General features: G+C 37.0%; 8 protein-coding genes and 2 pseudogenes. 7 read left to right on the top strand and 3 right to left on the bottom strand.

Annotated elements, in window-relative coordinates; genetic code table 11:
* Positions 1 to 15: 15 nt before the first annotated feature.
* Together IPH66_17525 and IPH66_17520 are read left to right on the top strand one after the other, a co-directional pair.
* Complete coding sequence (locus IPH66_17525) at positions 16 to 3,357, top strand: AAA family ATPase (GenBank protein ID MBK7131139.1); 3,342 nt, start codon at positions 16 to 18, stop codon at positions 3,355 to 3,357.
* Entirely contained in the window at positions 3,354 to 4,664 is a 1,311-nt protein-coding gene (locus tag IPH66_17520) for a hypothetical protein (protein ID MBK7131138.1), read from the top strand. The genes IPH66_17525 and IPH66_17520 overlap by 4 nt, the downstream gene beginning before the upstream one ends.
* A 281-nt stretch (positions 4,665 to 4,945) precedes the next feature.
* Here the strand turns inward: IPH66_17520 and ltrA (IPH66_17515) are convergent.
* A pseudogene (gene ltrA, locus IPH66_17515) lies at positions 4,946 to 6,259 on the bottom strand (group II intron reverse transcriptase/maturase).
* A gap of 791 nt (positions 6,260 to 7,050) precedes the next feature.
* On the opposite strand from ltrA (IPH66_17515), the gene IPH66_17510 reads away from it, so the two are divergent.
* The 3 genes from IPH66_17510 to IPH66_17500 all read left to right on the top strand — a co-directional run bounded on the left by IPH66_17510 (position 7,051) and on the right by IPH66_17500 (position 11,993).
* On the top strand, positions 7,051 to 7,596 hold the full coding sequence (locus tag IPH66_17510) for a hypothetical protein (GenBank protein MBK7131137.1): 546 nt from the start codon (positions 7,051 to 7,053) through the stop codon (positions 7,594 to 7,596).
* Positions 7,597 to 7,885: 289 nt separating this feature from the next.
* Positions 7,886 to 9,643 (top strand): ATP-binding protein, encoded by a 1,758-nt coding sequence (locus IPH66_17505; protein ID MBK7131136.1) that lies wholly within the window; start codon positions 7,886 to 7,888, stop codon positions 9,641 to 9,643.
* Positions 9,644 to 10,526: 883 nt separating this feature from the next.
* Positions 10,527 to 11,993, top strand: a complete 1,467-nt coding sequence (locus IPH66_17500) for a Fic family protein (GenBank protein ID MBK7131135.1) — start codon at positions 10,527 to 10,529, stop codon at positions 11,991 to 11,993.
* 55 nt (positions 11,994 to 12,048) lie between these two features.
* Here IPH66_17500 and ltrA (IPH66_17495) read toward each other — a convergent pair.
* A pseudogene (gene ltrA / locus IPH66_17495) lies at positions 12,049 to 13,364 on the bottom strand (group II intron reverse transcriptase/maturase).
* An 831-nt stretch (positions 13,365 to 14,195) separates the two neighbouring features.
* On the opposite strand from ltrA (IPH66_17495), the gene IPH66_17490 reads away from it, so the two are divergent.
* Both IPH66_17490 and IPH66_17485 read left to right on the top strand, forming a co-directional pair.
* Positions 14,196 to 14,423, top strand: a complete 228-nt coding sequence (locus IPH66_17490) for a helix-turn-helix transcriptional regulator (protein ID MBK7131134.1) — start codon at positions 14,196 to 14,198, stop codon at positions 14,421 to 14,423.
* Positions 14,420 to 15,538, top strand: a complete 1,119-nt coding sequence (locus tag IPH66_17485; protein MBK7131133.1) for a nuclease — start codon at positions 14,420 to 14,422, stop codon at positions 15,536 to 15,538. Before IPH66_17490 ends, IPH66_17485 begins: the two co-directional genes overlap by 4 nt.
* Here the strand turns inward: IPH66_17485 and IPH66_17480 are convergent.
* Positions 15,525 to 17,234: an N-6 DNA methylase gene (locus IPH66_17480; GenBank protein ID MBK7131132.1), complete on the bottom strand. Its 1,710-nt coding sequence runs from the start codon at positions 17,232 to 17,234 to the stop codon at positions 15,525 to 15,527. The two genes, IPH66_17485 and IPH66_17480, sit on opposite strands and share 14 nt — an antisense overlap.
* Between the last annotated feature and the right edge of the window lie 568 nt (positions 17,235 to 17,802).

Raw genomic sequence — 17,802 nt, 5'->3', positions numbered from 1 at the left:
TATTTAACGCACTAAATGCTATTCAATAAATATCAATACAATCCCAACGGACTTGTGAAAAGAGGTTATTCTCAAAGCACAGTTGCAATGAGTGAAGCGGGTAAAGGATATTGGGTAAAGTGGATATTGGGCATTGACAAATCCGACACCAAAGCGAAAATTTTAGCTGATAAACTTCGCCACTTACAGAAGGCAAGACACATAGCATTACCCGACATTATTGAATACGGTTTTGACGAGGAGCAAAATGCATTTGCAATTGTGTATGAACTTTTAGAAGGTGTAGAAATTTTTGAGAGCAAAGTTTTTGAACTTAAAACACAAGGTGCAATTAGCGGACTTCTTGACCTTGCAGATTGCTTGAAAGAATTGCATTTGAAATTCAAAATCAATCACGGAGACATTCACCCTGCAAATATTCTAATCGACAAGAACGGGCAATTCTACCTTGTAGATTTTGGACTTGCAGACATCACAAAAACTTTAAGCCAAACAAAAGAACTTGAAATTTTTGCAAGAGGTTTTGCAGCACCAGAAAAACTGAACAAACTTGTAAAGGGTTTTCCGTTTCAGGCTGACATTTTTTCAATCGGTAAAGTTGTTGAATGGTTTTTTGACGAAAGGCAAATGGAACTTGCGGAGGAATATGCTTTTCAGCTTCAAAGGTTACTTGCAGAAAACCCTGTTGACAGACCGAATTGGCAACAAGTTATTGATACATTAAAAAACTTTGCCGTTGCTTCGGAAACGGAAGCTGTTCAAGTTGGTTTTCGTTCTTCCAATGGATACGAAATATTAGACCTATTAAATTCATCGAATCCAATTTTTGATATTTCACCAAAGGAAGGAGCAAACTATTTGCTTGACGTTATTATTGGTAATTGGCTTTGTGAAGGTGTTATTTGGGTAAAATCAGAAGATAAGTTGCTATTCAATAGCATAAAACCACTTAATTCACTTGATAGTAAAATTGTAGAAAGAAAAATTAAGGACGGTAAAAAATTACCTTTTAAATTCGTTTACACCGTTGACTATACACATAATAAGGCAGACCTCACACCCCATTTCCAAAAATGGTTTGAGCAAAAGAAAAAGCAGGTTTCACTTCGTGAAAACCGCAAAGCCGTAAGAGAAGAACTAAATTTTTATCGTGAACTACTTGAAAAGGAAAAAGAAGTTATTGCCAAAAATTCTTTGCGACTTCAATACTCAAACTATGAAATAAAAGGTGATGAAATAATTTTTACAATTAAACAAAACGACAAAAGTAGTAGCTTTGGTTTTGTCTTAAAACATATTGAGGACGGAAATGACGTAAATTCAGAAGGCTTTGAATATGTTGTTTCCGCTAATGCTGACAGAAAGCAAAACAAAGAAACAGTTGAGTTTGCAGGGAAGCCCTACGAATTTCATACAAAAGATATGCTTCTTAAAATCAAAGATTGCGAACGCTTGAAAAAAGACAGCATTCCGCAATCGGGATTTTTGTTTGAAAACACGAACAAAAAAGAAGAAGAAAAAAACAGGCAACTTGATGCCATTAGAAAAGTTGATAAAAACGAAGTTCAAAACCCTGACTTAATTTATTTTCTTTTCAAACCTGACGAATTACCACCTATTTACAATAATCATTCGGACGATTTGCTTGTATTTCAGAAAGACACAAGCGGTAAACCGCTTGTTTATTCATACAATCAAAAACGTGCTATTGAAAATGCTTTGCATCGCAGTCCGCTTTCAGTAATTCAAGGTCCACCCGGAACGGGAAAAACAACCGTAATTACAGAAATCGTTTTTCAAATTCTTGCACAAAAACCCGAAGCAAAAATCCTTATCACCTCGCAAACCAACAATGCGGTTGACCAAGTTTTGGAAAATCTTTTGAAAAACGAAATTCCGATTTTGCGTTTAAGTGGAATTACAAAACCAAGAATACAAAGTATTCGCAAGCATACGTTAGACCGAAAATTGGAAGGTTGGAAACAACAAGTTCGTGAAACAGCCGAAAAGAATTTCAAAAAAGAAGAAACAAAGTTTTTAGAAAGTTTAAAGGGAAAAAATCCGTTTGCTGTTTCAATAACTGAAATCATTTTTAAACAAAGCGATTGGAAAAAGGCAAAGCAAAACATTGAAAACATTGTTGGAAGAGTTCAAAACTTAAATCAATTACACAATTTGCCAACCGAAAGAGAAAGTGCAATTGAAAAGATTGAAGAAGTTTTGCAGATTGATTTGACAAGTTTTTTGAAGTTGCACGACTTACACAGAGATTGGATTGTTACAATAAATTCTTTGGACGAAAAAAGTGCAATCAATCAGAAACTCATAGACAGCATTCGTGTAATTGGTGCTACTTGTAACCATATCGCAGCTAAGAAATACGCCAAATACAATTTTGAATTTGATTATGTGATAATGGACGAATCAGGTAAAGCAACAACTGCCGAAGCTCTTGTTCCTATTATTACAGGCAAAAATCTAATTTACGTTGGAGACCACAGACAATTGCGGCCAATGCTAACCAGCACAAGAGAAGTTGAAAGTTGGCTTCGTGAAAAATTCAAGAAAGAAGCAGGGGAATTAGAAAATTGGGAAGATTATTTCAATCGTCCGAGTTTGTTTGAGCAAGTCATTACAAATATTGATTACGACTACAAAGCACAATTAACAGAGTGTAGGCGTTCATCAGCCGAACAGGTAAAACTTACTTCAAAGTGCTTTTACGAACCCGAAGGCGATGAACCGATTGAACCTGTTAGCAGAGAAATTTCAGCAGAACACAATTTGCCTTTAGCAATTGATAGTTCTTTATTTTTTATTGACATTGGAAGTCATTACAAAAATGAAAAAGACAACAATTCATCGTCTTTGAATAAAGAAAGTGCGATAATCATTCCAGAAATTTTGGAGTTGTTGAACAAATACGAAAAGGTAAAAGATTATTCTATTGGCGTAATCACAGGCTACACAGCACAATTCCGTGAACTGAAAAAGAACATTGATAAAAAGCGTTTTCAAGGTAAAATCAATTCGATTTGTAAATGGAACAAAACTGAAGATAAACTTACAGTTTCGGTCGTTGACCGTTTTCAAGGTTTAGAACGTGATATAGTAATTGTGGATTTAGTAAAAAGCGGTGCGGGGCTTGATTTAGGTTTCTTGGAAGTTCCAAATCGTATCAATGTTGCGTTATCACGCCAAAAGAAACTGCTCATAATAGTTGGTGATTACCACGGTATTATCAATGCAAAGACAAGACGTTTAAAGGGCGAAAAAGCCGCTTTGCAAAACTATTTGGAACTACTGAAAAAAGATTGGATTGTTAAATCCGAACAACTAAACGGACTTTTTAAATGACAGAGGAAGAAGCATATAAACAACTAAAAGATAAAGCCCCAACAGGTTACAGACTGAACGAATTAATTCAGTTTAGCTACCCTGTTCGGAAAATTAGATTAGACGTGCTTGTAAACAAGCAGCCAGACGGCTCTTTGGTAAAAGTTTACAATGTGCTTTTGCGTGCAATTCAAGCAGGTTTTTCATCACAAGACAAATTATTTACGTTTTTAGGTTTGGGACAAACAGACGAATTTGTTTTGCGTGAATTGTTTACGTTACGTGAAAAAGGTCTTGTTGATTTGGTTTCTGAAAAGTGGATTGTAACAGAAGAAGGCGAAAAATTTATTCAAGACGAAAAAATACTTCGTATTGAAGAAAAAGAAGAATTTGAGTTTTTGATTGACGGAATTTCGGGTGAAATAATGTCGGCACGACAAAACAGAACTGAAAAGAAACTACTGAAAAGTTTAGACCCAGAAGTTAAACTGTCAAACCGAAACCCCGAACTTATTGAAGGCAAATTTCAGCAGTTGGCAGACACTTATAAACAAGACAATGAAAACAAGGCGTATTTGATAAGCTTCGCTTCTGACGACATAAAATACGACTCTAACGATTGGTGTAATTTTTGGCTCATAGAATACATTCCTGACAGAAAAAGCAATCAAGAACCAAAATTAGAAGTTAGGAATTTTGAAACGCTAAAAGAAATCAAAAGTTTGACTTCCAAATTCAATTCTGAATATCGTCATTACATTTATTCGCTTAGTAGTTCTGAAAGGACAGAATTTGAAGAAATTACCATAATTCACGAAGAACCAAAAGTTCAATCACAAACAGACGATTTAAGCACTTTGACAATTTGGGAAACTAAACAGAAATTTATTGAGGCGTTGAATAACGTAAAAGAAAAAATTCTGATTGAAAGCCCTTGGATAAAAAGAGCAACACAAGAATACATTCCGCTTTTTGAAAAGCTTTTGAAAGACAAAAAACAACTAACAATACTTTACGGAATTAGTGAAAAAGACGAACACGACATTTATACATTGAGAAAAGTTGAAGAATTACAAAAGCAACACAAGGACAAGTTTAAACTTATTCACTTGCCGACACACTTTGCAGAAATTCAATCAAGGCTGACAGGAACGCACAGAAAACTTGTTATCAAAGACAACGAGTATTACATACACGGAAGTTTTAACTTTTTGTCATTTGGTAAAAACGAAAGACAACAAGTTGCTAATGAAGAATCTCTTTTAATTTCAAAAGACGTATCTAAGAAATGGGAACAAGTAGCAAAAGAATATTCACTAAAACTATGAGCCAACTCAATTTGCAAGCACAATTAAAAATCGCACAAGCCTACACTCGACCCAAGTTTTTAATAGAGCTTGCAAAGCCGACACAAAAGAAAAATTGTTTTTAAAAAATTTCCAACGCTTCAAAAAAAAATAAAACACCCGACACACAAGCCAGACAAAAAAGCACTCGACAAATGACACAAACGGACGACATAAAAATGGTTGTAACCCACGACAGACAAGAACGCCAGCCTATAATCGAGTAGCCCGCCCTACTCCCAAATGGGAATAGGGTTAGGCTCTCACACCACCGTACAAGCGGGTCTCGCATACGGCGGTTCGTAAAGAGATGGGTTTAGATTAAAATAAACATCCAACAAAGAATCGTAGCCTTTTTGTTTTAAGCGTTTCAGCGTAATTGTAGTGATCAAGATAGGGCTTTGTGCAACTGCCCAACCACCTTTTCTCGTTCTGCTCCACGCGTAAGCGTGATCGTGGTCAATTCCTAAACGAATAAAATTCTTTCTCTTTCGCTCGGGTTTTTCCAATCGTGCCAAATGCAATAGCGAAGACGATTTCTTAACCACGAATCAGCGTCACGCAATTTTCCATGAATACTGGTACCTCGAAAATAATTGAGCCATCCTCGTTGTACTTCATTTATTTTTGAAATGCGTTCTGCAAATGTGAGTGGTGAAGTTTTTCGGGTGATTGATTTTAGTTTTTGTTTAAGTCTGATCCATGCTTTTTCATCTACCGTCAATTGATATTTACCTTTGTCGCCTTTGATGTAAGTTGGTACAAAACGAAATCCAAGCATTGAAAATTGAACGGGTTTTTTGATGCCGCTTTTTTCTTCATTGATAGTGAGGCGGAGTTTTGTTTTAAAAACTGAGCTACTTCCTTCTTCACTGATTTTGCTTGTGTTGCGGTTTTGGTAAAGATGCTAAAGTCGTCGGCGTATCTTACAAATTTTAATCCTTTTTTGTTTAGTTCTTTGTCCAACTCGTGGAGCAAAATGTTTGACAAAAGTGGACTCAGCGGACTTCCCTGTGGAACTCCTTTTCTGCGTTTGTAAAGTTTGCCCTTGATTTGTATAGGCGCTCTTAACCACTTGCGGATTAATGCAAGTGTACTTCTGCATTTTACTTTTGGTAAATTAAATTTAGTAAAAGGCAGTGATCAACTTCATCAAAGAAATTTTTCAAATCTACATCAACAATATACTGAAATCCGTCGTGGATATTTTGCCACGCTTTGCCTACTGCATTACGTGCATTTTTATTTGGACGAAATCCATAACTGTCTTTGTGAAAATCTTTCTCAAACAAAGGCATTATCACTTGTGAAACCGCTTGCTGGAGCAGTCTCTCTGTGGTGGTTGGTATTCCTAACAAACGTGTTTTTCCGTTTGACTTTGGAATCTCAACCCCAAGAATGGGTTTTGATTTGTACGCTCCTTTTTTCAATTCTTCAAGTAAAGAAAGTTTTTGCTCACGGAATTTATCCGTCAGCTTTTCTGTCGGGATTTTATCCACGCCAGCACTTCCTCCATTTTTCACTATTTGTTGTAGTGCTTTTTGAAGATTGTAAGGATGTACAACTTGTGCAATCATTCTTGGTTTATTTTGTTCTTTTCCTGCTTTCGTTTTCGGTGGCTATGAAATAAATTTCAGTCCATTCAAAATTGAAAACCTATTTACGTTCAGTCCTTCCTTCTTTTGTGAGACCATCTGTGTTTTCCAATTTTTCGCACAGCTCGTTGCTTAAAGTACTATGACCTCTGCTGACTTCTTCATCGCTAACTCGTAGCATTGAAGACCTCCCCGGTAAGAGCGTGTTCCTTCCGTCGATTCCTGTTACATCTACTAATTAAAATTTCTTGTGTTCTTTGGACTTCACAATGGTGTGCTTGCTCATCCATTTTAATTAGCCTCTTATGTACTTCATGTTCTTCAGTACCAACTTTTGCAGGCTCGCTTCCTTCAGTGCTGAGATCACTCTCAACCACCTTGCGACTTGCTAAATTTTCGGAACGTTACTTCCGCAATTAAGGAACTTTCATCCTCTGGAACTTTTCACCCACCGTTTGCTTTTCTGAAATTTAATTTGCACTTTTAAACTTTTTGAATAGCTTGCGGCGGGTGCGCTACCGCTCATGCGGGGCGCACACACCGCATAAAAAGTAATAGCGCTAAGGTTCTCCAATTTCAGTGTTTCATAGCAGCTGCGCCGCACAAAAAATTTTTAAACACAGAAATTTATTAAAAATATTTTTGTCCGGCTTGGTGGGTTAGCATTAAGTTCAGTACATTTAATCAAAGCTGCGCTACTACTTTTATGCGTAGTCCGTTATGCCGCACCGTTAGAGAATCACACTAAACTCGCAAAATATTATACTAAGACCATGAAAACAAAAATATTATCAGTATTTATCCTTTTTCCATTATTTATCTTTGGACAATCCTCCGCAAGAGATAGTTTTGAGTTGAACTTCCATTTTAACCGGTCAATTGAGAATTTTAAAAACATTCAACTATTTTATATTGCTGGAACAGGAGTTACAAGTTGCCATTTTAAAATTGATTCATCAGAAAATAATTCCAATTATTGCAAAGTAAAGCTTTACGGAGAATATAGATACTTTGGCGGTGGAAACTTTATCTTTCCAACTTTTATTCTTTCAGAAACCAAAAATGAAAGCGTTCAAAATTATTTAATTCATGTTGATTTTTCAGCCCAAAAGAAACCCAACAATGAAATAAATGAACAAAAGCCTGACGTCATTCCTATAGAGTTAACCCCATCTCTACCATTTATTGAACTGGCTAAAAATGAAGATAAGAGTATTGTTATTAAAAACTTTCAATTTCTTACTGAATTGCAATCGATAAAACAAAATGAGTTTATGTTTATAGATTTCTTTAATTGGACAAAAATATTTGCCAATTAATAGCGAACAGCTAACAGAGAATAAGCTTTATAATTGCAAATATCTGTTGGTCAAACGGTAGTATACAGAAACAAAAGCCATGATAAAACAAACCGAAGAAAACAAAAGGCGGCAGCATAACACACGTTTGGCAAAAGAGCCGAAATCTTGGTAACGAAAAACGAATAATTGAAATCAAAACGATCTTGAATCGCAATTAAAAAATAATTTAAAAATCGGCTCCTTCGCCAAGCGTGGGACCGTTATGCCCAATGCTATGACGACCGTGCAACAAACAAACATTTGACCTATGGACAAAGCAGCAAAATTTAAAGTTGACCCAGCACTGACTAAAATTCTGGGAGAGAGTTATACTTCTGTTGAGGCAGCTATAAAAGAGTTGGTTGACAATTGCTATGACGCAGACTCTGCAAAAGTTTCGGTTGACTTTCCTAATCCATTTGACCATTCAAAAATTATTATCACCGACAACGGGGACGGTATGACACCAAATGAAGTTAGAGAACAATATTTAAAAATTGCGAGTAGCAGAACTTCACGAAAGGGCGACACCACATACGGCAGAAAACGAAAAGTAAAAGGACGAAAAGGTATCGGAAAATTTGCAGGACTTATGATTGCAAGTTTTATGGAAGTAAAAACAAAAGCACGAGGACAGGAAACAACAATTGTAATTTCAAAAGACGACATACTTGGCAAGGACAAAGACCTTGAAGCAATTGAATTGCCAATAAATTCTATTCCTTGCAACAAGGACGACCACGGAACAACAATTACATTGACAGGGATAAATCAAAATTTCACTTTCCCTAATCCCGAAAAACTGAAACAAATTTTATCAAGAGAGTATTTACGTGAAAACGATTTTGCAGTAACTGTAAACGGAGAAGAAGTTAGCGTTAAGGATATTCCAGGACAAAAATTTGAAAAGGAAATAACACTTTCAAATGGTCAAAAAGTTACAGCAGTTGCGACAATTACAGACAAAGCACATAAGTATCACGGAGTAAATTATAGAGTTGATGGAAAGGTTGTTGGCAAGCCAAACAACCTTTTATCAGAAAATGAACTTATCCCACAAAAGGTTCAAAAAAGATTACACGTTGAAGTAAATGCAGACTGTTTATTAAACGACACAACCGCAGACTGGGGCGAAATAAATGAGAGTAGTAAACTGAAACAAGAAATTGAAGAAGCATTGCAAGGTTGGATGGTTGACAGTTTACAAGAAGGTTGCAAACAAGAAATGACACTTGCAAAAGCAAGGCATCAAAAAAAGATTAATGCATACTTATCAAAACTTCCTGAGTTTAGACAGCAGTTTGCGAAAGCGGCACTTGAAAAAGTTATTGAAAGATTTTGGACTGAAGACGACACCAAAATTGATACGATTATTTCAGTAATGATTGATGCTTTTGAAAAGGGGCATTATTGGGCGGTTTTAGAAAATATTGACCAAGCGGACGACCATCATATTGAAAAGTTAGCAGACGCTTTTAACGAATTTGGACTTTACGAAATTACAATGATGACACAACAGGCATCAGCAAAAGCCAAATTTTTGGACAAACTTCAAACTCTTGTTGACAGCCCAGACACATTAGAGGCAACAGTTCATCAAGCACTTGCAAACAACCTTTGGGTTTTTGGTTATGAGTATTCACATTTCATTTCAAACCAATCATTGAAAAAGGCTTGCGAACAACTTTGCGACAAAATTTATAAAGGCGAAAACGCAAACAAACGACCCGACCTATTTTTAGGAATGGCTTTTAATCGTGAACGACTTTTAATTGAATTTAAAAGACCATCTCACACTTTGACAAGAAATGACGAAGCCCAAGCACAGCGTTACAGGGACGAACTTTCAACAATGTTTCCAAACGACAGAATTATTGTAAAACTAATTGGAGGAGACACAGGCGGAAAAATAAAACAACAAAACAACGCCACGGACTTGACATATCACTCTTTCACAGAAATCATTTCTAACGCAAGAGCAAATTATGAATGGCTTATTAACGAATTGACACAATCAAATGGCTAACTGGACACTCACGACCGACAGAAGCACTGGGCATAATCGAGTAGACGGCTCCGCCAGAATCGTCTGACGGAGTTCGCCTCTCACACCACCGTACATGCGGGTCTCGCATACGGCGGTTCGTAAGTCATCAGATAAAATGCTCTTTACACCATTCTATCTTATTCGGATACTTTAATCAGGAGCTATGTCGAAACATTCTCAAGTTTATTTCCCGAAAACTTACGTTCAGTCCTTCCTTCTTTTGTGAGACCATCTGTGTTTTCCAATTTTTCGCACAGCTCGTTGCTTAAAGTACTATGACCTCTGCTGACTTCTTCATCGCTAACTCGTAGCATTGAAGACCTCCCCGGTAAGAGCGTGTTCCTTCCGTCAATTCCTGTTACATCTACTAATTAAAATTTCTTGTGTTCTTTGGACTTCACAATGGTGTGCTTGCTCATCCATTTTAATTAGCCTCTTATGTACTTCATGTTCTTCAGTACCAACTTTTGCAGTCTCGCTTCCTTCAGTGCTGAGATCACTCTCAACCACCTTGCGACTTGCTAAATTTTCGGAACGTTACTTCCGCAATTAAGGAACTTTCATCCTCTGGAAACTTTTCACCCACCGTTTGCTTTTCTGAAATTTAATTTGCAATTTTAAACTTTTTGAATAGCTTGCGGCGGGTGCGCTACCGCTCATGCGGGGCGCACACAGCACATTTGCAATAGGCGGGGTTTCGTGCTCCGCAGACAGTTTAGTGGTAGCCGAAAGTTTTGTGCTCCGCATAAAGTTCAGTGGTAAAAAGCCCGCCCATCGCAAATCTGCCAAACGTTATGTGTGATTTAATAACTCAACTCATTTGAATAAAATGACTAACTTCATTTAGTTTTGATTTCAAAGTATGGAAAATATAAATAAGGCAATTTGGAAACCCATAATCATTAATGAGGCATGGTACGAATCGGACACTTCTAAATTCGATGATTTAGCCCCAAGCTGGTACAATAAAAGAAAAGAATTTGAATCGGGGAAAGATGGCTACGAAGAATTCCTTACAAAGTTAAAACGGCAGCATGCAATTGAAACCGGTATAGTGGAAAAGTTATATGACTTAACTGAAGGAATTACTGAAACTTTAATAAAGGAGGGATTTGTCGAATCATACATTAGTCACAACGATACAAACATTCCTCCTAAAAAATTAATGGCTTATTTACATGATCATTTTGAAGCCATGGACTTTATATTTGATTTAGTTAAGTCGAATAGAGCTCTTACAAAAAGTTTTATAAAAGAACTGCACCATTTAATCACTCAGCATCAAGATTACACGGAAGCGATTAACACGCTAGGTCAACGGGTTTCGATTCCATTATTAAAAGGTCAGTTCAAAGTAACAGAGAATAACCCACGACGAGAAGACGGGACGATATTTTTATACTGTCCTCCATTACAGGTTGAAAGTGAAATGGACAACCTAATAGAAATCTATAATACTGAATCCGAAAAAGAAACAAACCCGATAATTCTTTCGGCATGGGTGCATCACGCATTTACCCAAATTCATCCCTTTCAAGACGGAAATGGCAGAATCGCAAGACTATTAGCAAGTTTAATCCTAATAAAGAACGGACTACTTCCATTTACCGTTAAACGATCCGACAAAGCAGATTATATTAGGGCATTAGAAAATGCAGATACTGGTAACCCGCAGGATTTGGTTTCGTTTTTTTCTACAGAGCAGAAAAAAAGTATTGAGAATGCTTTGAATTTTAAATCAGAGAAAAAACTCAACAGCCTATCCGAACTGGCCAATATATTTAATGAAAAAGTTTCCCATAGTGCTTCAGAGCGCAAAGCAAAAAGGGAAATGGAACTTACCACTAACAGGAACCTCGTTTTCGATGCCATATATGACATTATTGGTGGAATTAAAGTTGAACTCGATTCCCTCATTAGTTTTGCAAAAATTAGTATTCAAAGTTGTAAACCTAATGAAGATAAATTTTTTTGGCATACACGGCAAATAACCAAGTATGCAACTAACCACGACTATTTTTTTAACAGAAATCTTCCTCGTGGCTGGTTCGGCATTCACTTCACACTGCCTGACAATGCTCGATATAATTTAATTATTTCTGTCCACCATTATGGTTACGAAGATGATGTTTTAGCTGTTGGATCATTTTTGGAATACAGTTCAAAGCTCGACGAAAATGAAGAAGATAAAACCTTAATTCCAATTAATATTGAACCCTTTACTATCTCATTAGAAGGTATCAGCGAGCGAACTTCTAACAACCTGGATTCTTATATTCATGATATTCTAAAAGTAGGAATGACTTTAATTATCAACCAGCTCAACTAAACCACACATAATCGAGTAGCCCGCCCTACTCCCAAATGGGAATAGGGTTAGGCTCTCACACCACCGTACAAGCGGGTCTCGCATACGGCGGTTCGCAAAGAGATGGGTTTAGATTAAAATAAACATCCAACAAAGAATCGTAGCCTTTTTGTTTTAAGCGTTTCAGCGTAATTGTAGTGATCAAGATAGGGCTTTGTGCAACTGCCCAACCACCTTTTCTCGTTCTGCTCCACGCGTAAGCGTGATCGTGGTCAATTCCTAAACGAATAAAATTCTTTCTCTTTCGCTCGGGTTTTTTCCAATCGTGCCAAATGCAATAGCGAAGACGATTTCTTAACCACGAATCAGCGTCACGCAATTTTCCATGAATACTGGTACCTCGAAAATAATTGAGCCATCCTCGTTGTACTTCATTTATTTTTGAAATGCGTTCTGCAAATGTGAGTGGTGAAGTTTTTCGGGTGATTGATTTTAGTTTTTGTTTAAGTCTGATCCATGCTTTTTCATCTACCGTCAATTGATATTTACCTTTGTCGCCTTTGATGTAAGTTGGTACAAAACGAAATCCAAGCATTGAAAATTGAACGGGTTTTTTGATGCCGCTTTTTTCTTCATTGATAGTGAGGCGGAGTTTTGTTTTTAAAAACTGAGCTACTTCCTTCTTCACTGATTTTGCTTGTGTTGCGGTTTTGGTAAAGATGCTAAAGTCGTCGGCGTATCTTACAAACTTTAATCCTTTTTTGTTTAGTTCTTTGTCCAACTCGTGGAGCAAAATGTTTGACAAAAGTGGACTCAGCGGACTTCCCTGTGGAACTCCTTTTCTGCGTTTGTAAAGTTTGCCCTTGATTTGTATAGGCGCTCTTAACCACTTGCGAATTAATGCAAGTGTACTTCTGCATTTTACTTTTGGTAAATTAAATTTAGTAAAAGGCAGTGATCAACTTCATCAAAGAAATTTTTCAAATCTACATCAACAATATACTGAAATCCGTCGTGGATATTTTGCCACGCTTTGCCTACTGCATTACGTGCATTTTTATTTGGACGAAATCCATAACTGTCTTTGTGAAAATCTTTCTCAAACAAAGGCATTATCACTTGTGAAACCGCTTGCTGGAGCAGTCTCTCTGTGGTGGTTGGTATTCCTAACAAACGTGTTTTTCCGTTTGGCTTTGGAATCTCAACCCCAAGAATGGGTTTTGATTTGTACGCTCCTTTTTTCAATTCTTCAAGTAAAGAAAGTTTTTGCTCACGGAATTTATCCGTCAGCTTTTCTGTCGGGATTTTATCCACGCCAGCACTTCCTCCATTTTTCACTATTTGTTGTAGTGCTTTTTGAAGATTGTAAGGATGTACAACTTGTGCAATCATTCTTGGTTTATTTTGTTCTTTTCCTGCTTTCGTTTTCGGTGGCTATGAAATAAATTTCAGTCCATTCAAAATTGAAAACCTATTTACGTTCAGTCCTTCCTTCTTTTGTGAGACCATCTGTGTTTTCCAATTTTTCGCACAGCTCGTTGCTTAAAGTACTATGACCTCTGCTGACTTCTTCATCGCTAACTCGTAGCATTGAAGACCTCCCCCGGTAAGAGCGTGTTCCTTCCGTCAATTCCTGTTACATCTACTAATTAAAATTTCTTGTGTTCTTTGGACTTCACCTGACTTGTCCCTTTTAGTGCGGTAGATTTAATTTTGCAATAAGCTCCGTCATTTTCTGAAATTTAATTTGCACTTTTAAACTTTTTGAATAGCTTGCGGCAGGTGCGCTACCGCTCATGCGGGGCGCACACAAGGGCTAAAAAACATAACCTGACAAGTTCCTACCAAATTTTGAAACGTAATTACAAGGCTACGTTTCTTAGCCTCAACCGTTATAGGTAAGGCGGGCTGACATCATCCAAAGACAATTTATCGGTAAATAAAAGCATTTCGGTTTCAAAATAAAATCGGCAGACTTTCCGACACTCGAGCGACCACACTTCGACCGCTCAAAAAGTTTAAATTTTACCCCACCGCACTTTTTCGGCAAAGCCGTTTTGGCTATCCCACATTACAGCACATTTGCAAGCCCGCACAAGCCATCCCACGACCAAAGGCTTGCAAAAGAGCTGTAATCTCCCTACGCACCCGTAACAATATTGATACTTATAGTCCGTAGACTTATTTACATCTTTTACAGACCTTCGTCCTCAAATTTTAACAATGGGGACATCTTATTCAAAAGACGAAAAGCTCTTTTTGCAACAAATTGGAGATCGGATTCGAGACCTTCGAACCGAAGCCGACCTATCTCAGGAAAAGCTTGCCTTTGCTTGTGATTTAGACAGAACATATATCGGATCCGTTGAAAGAGGTGAACGAAATATCTCTGCCTTAAATCTCAAAAAAATTGCAAAAGCACTTAAAGTTAAACCAGCCGACCTACTATGAACAAAGAATTTAAAATACCGCCACGTTCTGTAAGTATGCTGACAGACCCCAATGTGCTTACCAAACACTTTTTAGAACTTGTTGGTAAACCATTTACAATAACTGGTAAAACCCGAACAGACGGTTCAAATATCAGAAAGCTAATTGCAGCGACATTAGAAAAATATAACCTGCCTGAATCGGCTGAAATAGGTCAGTTTGAAATTGTACCACCAAAAGGAAAAGGAGTCCCTAAAATAGCAAGAGAATTTATTGATACTTATATTGTAACCAGTGGTACATCATATAATCTGCAGGTTTGGAACAGAATTCCTGCTGCAGAAACCTTACTTATTAAATACGAATCTGGTGAAAGTCTTAAATGCACAGATGTTAGATTTATATTTGTAAGAATTGATACAGAAAAAAGTATAATCGCATCAGTTATAATTCTTACTCCTGAGTATATAGTTGAAAATTTTGGAAAATTTGGTCAACCAACGATCAAGCATCAACTCTTGATCTCAAGGAAAGTTCGAAAGGATATTTATGAGAGTACGGACAAAATCTTATCCTTTCCCGATTCCAAAAAACTCTCCTATTATATTCGACACGACTATTTGCCACCAAAATCAGGCATGGTAGAAGAACCAGATATTAAAAATCTATTTTCTATTGCCTTACTGAAAAAAATGGTAGCCGAAAAATTAATCGGTTTTAAGCTGAATGGTGCTGCTACTAAAAACAGAGGTCAGGCTTTAGAAAAGAAAACACTTGAATTGCTTGGATATGAGGTAAAGGAAACTGATTTGTTATATGGTGCTTTTCCCGACATAAGAAATCAATTATTGGAAGTAAAAGTGCAAGACAGTCCGACAGTAGATTTAGGCAAATTTTCTCCCGAGAAGGAAGAAATAGTAGTTACAGATTCCAATTTGACAACCTTTGATGTGCGCTATTTAATCGCGTTAACAAATCCTCAAACAGAAATAATTGAAGGAATTATTCTCTGCCCTGGCAAAAAGTTAGGGGAGATATTTTCATACGTTAGTGCTGAAAGTTATAAATGCCAAAGAGCTATACCAATGGCATTTTTTGAAAAGCATTACGGAAAGTGTGTGTTTAATCCAAAGTAAAAACTGGCTCGACACTAAATGCTTCTGCTACTTTTATTTCAAGACTATTTTCAAGCTTACTTATAAGCACTTTATCTTGCGCCTCATTTAATTTTTTTACTAAAGAGACAATTTCCTTCGCGACAGAGGAGTTAAAGTCGGGAAGCGGATATTTTTCAACGTATTGCGTAAAGTACCTTCTTCTTCCTGAGTATAGTTTATTATTAAAAACTAAATCGTGATACTTAGTCATTAATTTTGAATTAGCGACACCTTGAATCAACAATAATTTATCAATGTCCTTTTTATCTTGGGCAACGATCCAATAACAATTACCGTTAACAATTCTTCCACCTTTATCAAAATAAAATCTTGGGCTTAAACTTATATCAGGGAAAACCAATTTCGGATTTTTCCATTGATCGGGGTGGTGAGGAACCCACAATTCAAACCACTGACGCCCAGCCTCAATAAGATATTTTCTTGACCTTAGCTTTTCTTCGTGTTGTAAAAAATATTTTTTTGCTTTAGGATATTTTTCAATATCAACAGTTTGCTTTCCTCCATTAACTGAAATGTGCGGATATAGTACTTTTAAATTAAAATTATCCGTAGCATTCCACGGCTCAATATTTTCTTGCGAAATTAACTCTTTCAGCAACTCTTCCTCTGGTTTGGTTCCATTAAGCTCTTCCCACTTGTCGCTTATGAATACTTTATCCGCAGTAGATTTGATACCTACTTTTACCTTAAAAAAATCCTCTACTCGATTAGTTGAAGCCTTATCAATTATTGACACCCACTTCGATTCTTTGCCTGACAACATTTCCCAACAAGTTCCTGAACCGATTTCATACTTTAACAACCCTGCCGACTTTTTGTAACGCTTTTCATTTACTACAAAATACCCCGTCTGTTTACTATCTAACATCCCATATATGGATTCCATAGGAATTAAGTCGCCTTTATATCCGTTTAACTCTTCATAAACTTTAATAAAATTTGCAGGAGCAGGAGATCGTTGCTTTTTCTTTCTTCCAATGAAAATAGCAGGTAATACTGCCGCATCAAATAATTTGGTATCCCCTAAATCAATCAGTTCGATTATTTCATAATTTTCCGAAAGGTATTTTCTTACACTTTCGCCACTTTTCGTTGAAAGGTAACGATTGGAAGTAATCACGCCTAAAATACCACCATCTTTAAGGCTCTCAGTCATTGCCATTAAAAATGGATAATACAAATCGACTCTGCCTTTCAGATTAAATTTTTTTGCGAGTTCCTGCGCTTGTTCTGTTCCCAAAATTTGCGTTCTTACATAAGGCGGATTGGCAATTACAACATCAAAAGCCTTATTAATATTGGATTTTTCCGAAGAGAAGAAATCGAGAGTTCCTTGATCGTTCGTCAAATCAATGGCCTTTAAAAAATTTCCCTGTACAAGATTGTTCTTCCCTGAACCGAATTGCAACATTCTCTCTTTTGCTAAACTTAGATAGTGATCATTCTCATCGTAACCGGTTAAAGTAAAATCAATTCCTGATTCCGAAAGTTTTTCGCCAATAGATATTAGCAACTCACCTTCTCCACAAGCAGGGTCCAGTGCCTTGACATTCTTTACAGAAATATATTTGATTAACCTCGTAGCCAAGAAATCGGCAAGACCTTTAGGCGTAAAGGTTGCTCCTGTATTTTTTATTTGTTCCTTGGTTATCATCGGATTTTTAGGTTCAAAACAAAGATACTTATAATCATCAATTTGTCAACATTCAGACATGCAAATTATCAAAAAAGTTATAAACACTCCGACACTCCCTTTACACAGACCTTTGTGCCGAATACCGCCCACAATGGCAAGCACATTTGCAGCTTTAGATTAAGGAATGAGAGTTTTTGGCTGCAAATAAGCTTGCCATTTTTCCCACCCGCCTGTATATGCATAGCGTGACAAAAAATCCTTCCCTTCGGTAAAATTTAAACTGCGACCGCTCAATCCATCGCAGACAATGCTGACTCTAAACTGGGTGGACAAAACAAAACCGCCCTACCTATAATCGAGTAGCCCGCCCTACTCCCAAATGGGAATAGGGTTAGGCTCTCACACCACTCCCGAAAGCTTTCGGGATGCGGGTCTCGCATACGGCGGTTCGCAAAGTGATGGGTTGAGTACAAAATAAACATCCAACAAAGAATCGTAGCCTTTTTGTTTTAAGCGTTTCAGCGTAATTGTAGTGATCAAGATAGGGCTTTGTGCAACTGCCCAACCACCTTTTCTCGTTCTGCTC

The sequence above is a fragment of the Crocinitomicaceae bacterium genome (genome assembly GCA_016708105.1).
Lineage (GTDB): Bacteria > Bacteroidota > Bacteroidia > Flavobacteriales_D > Crocinitomicaceae > JADJGJ01.
The sequence above is the reverse complement of the archived record's forward strand: the minus strand, read 5'-3'. Positions and strand labels throughout refer to the sequence as shown.